Genomic DNA, 1,579 nt, shown 5'->3' on the forward strand with positions numbered 1-1,579 from the left:
TCGCGCTTCCCGGGCTCCTCACGTCCGGACCTCATTGGCCGGACCGAACAGCGACCTGATTAGCCGAGCCTTGACACCAAGCGCACGAATGGTACTTCCGGTCCCATCCCGGCTTGCGCCGACAGCGAGCAACGCAAAGCCTCTTTACCCAGGTGGAGTCACGAAAAGAGGACGTCACGATGATCTGCAAGAAAGACCACCGACACGAGCAGATGTTCCTTCAGATTCCAAAAAGCCAAGGTGGCGAGGGTCGGCACAGGTGCGCTGGCTGCGCCTACGAGGCTGGCTTGGCTGCCGGCCGGGAGCGCAAAGAGAAGGTGGACCTCGATCTCGACTCGCTCCCGGAGAGTCAAGCCGGCACCGTTCGTCACAAGAGCCCGCACGCAGCTTGGGCGCTCGGCTACCTGAACGGCGTCCGGGAGTCCTACGAGGGGTAGGTCACTGAGCCCTTTTAAGGGCTGCGCCCTTGCCGAGGCGGCGTATATCCAGGCCATGCCCAATGGATTCCGCCTCGCGCAGCTCGACGCCATCAAGTGGCTACGCGAGCTCCCCTCCGCGTCGGTGGACCTCGCCATCACCGACCCGCCCTATGAGTCCCTTGAGAAGCACCGCGCTGTCGGCACCACCACGCGCCTCAAGCACTCCAAGGCGTCGAGCAACGACTGGTTCCAGATCTTTCCGAACGCCCGGTTTCCGGAACTCTTTGCCGAATTCTATCGCGTCCTCAAGCGGAACTCGCACCTCTACTTGTTCTGCGATCCCGAGACGGCGTTCATCGCGAAGCCTCTCGCCGAGGAGGCCGGCTTCAAGTTCTGGAAGCCGCTCATCTGGGACAAGAAGACGATCGGGATGGGCTATCACTACCGGGCTCGTTACGAGTTCGTTCTCTTCTTTGAGAAAGGTAAGCGCAAGCTTCACGATCTCGGGGTACCCGACATCATTGAAGCCCCACGAATCCGCAATGGGTACCCGGCGGAGAAGCCCATTGCAGTAAGCGAACTGCTAGTCACGCAGAGCAGCGAACCGGGAGGCGTTGTGATCGATCCATTCATGGGCGCGGGATCGGTCGGGTGTGCCGCCGTCAAGCACGAGCGCTGCTTCTGGGGCAACGATGTGGGGGCCGAGGCGGTGAGCATCACGCGCAGCCGGCTCCTCGAACTCGGCGCCGTTGAGGACCAGCGGCAGAGCCGGCCACAGCGGCAGCGGTAGAGCGAGCGTACAGAGGTACAGCACCGGCTCCTCCGTTCACCTTTGTCGGTACTCTCGCTCGCTCCCTTCCACTCCCCCCTTCTCCAACCACACCTCACCAGGGCACACACTACCGGGGGACTTCCACGAACTTCCATGGAGCACCGTACGCCCTGGCTCCGTCTCCAGAATGTCTCCAAAACTGGAGGGGACTCCAGGCGACAGGGGGGACTGGAGAGGACTATTCCGTGAACTCGAAGTGCCCGGATTCACTCACGATTCAGCGAAAGGCGCGCGCCGTCGCGGGTTTAGGGCCACCCCTTTCAAGGTGTAGGGAGCGTGTCGCTCCCTGGCCGTGCGTGTAGGGAGGCATGTTGGGGCCGCGAGACCA

2 protein-coding genes are annotated in these 1,579 nt (G+C 62.4%); both read left to right on the forward strand.

Annotated elements, in window-relative coordinates; all coding sequences use genetic code 11:
• Positions 1-179: 179 nt before the first annotated feature.
• Entirely contained in the window at positions 180-437 is a 258-nt protein-coding gene (locus tag K8638_RS44140) for a hypothetical protein (protein ID WP_223760803.1), read from the forward strand.
• Positions 438-492: 55 nt separating this feature from the next.
• On the forward strand, positions 493-1,209 hold the full coding sequence (locus K8638_RS44145) for a DNA methyltransferase (protein WP_223760804.1): 717 nt from the start codon (positions 493-495) through the stop codon (positions 1,207-1,209).
• Positions 1,210-1,579: the final 370 nt, after the last annotated feature.

Origin of the sequence: Myxococcus sp. RHSTA-1-4 (assembly GCF_020037125.1) — a bacterium.
GTDB lineage: Bacteria > Myxococcota > Myxococcia > Myxococcales > Myxococcaceae > Myxococcus.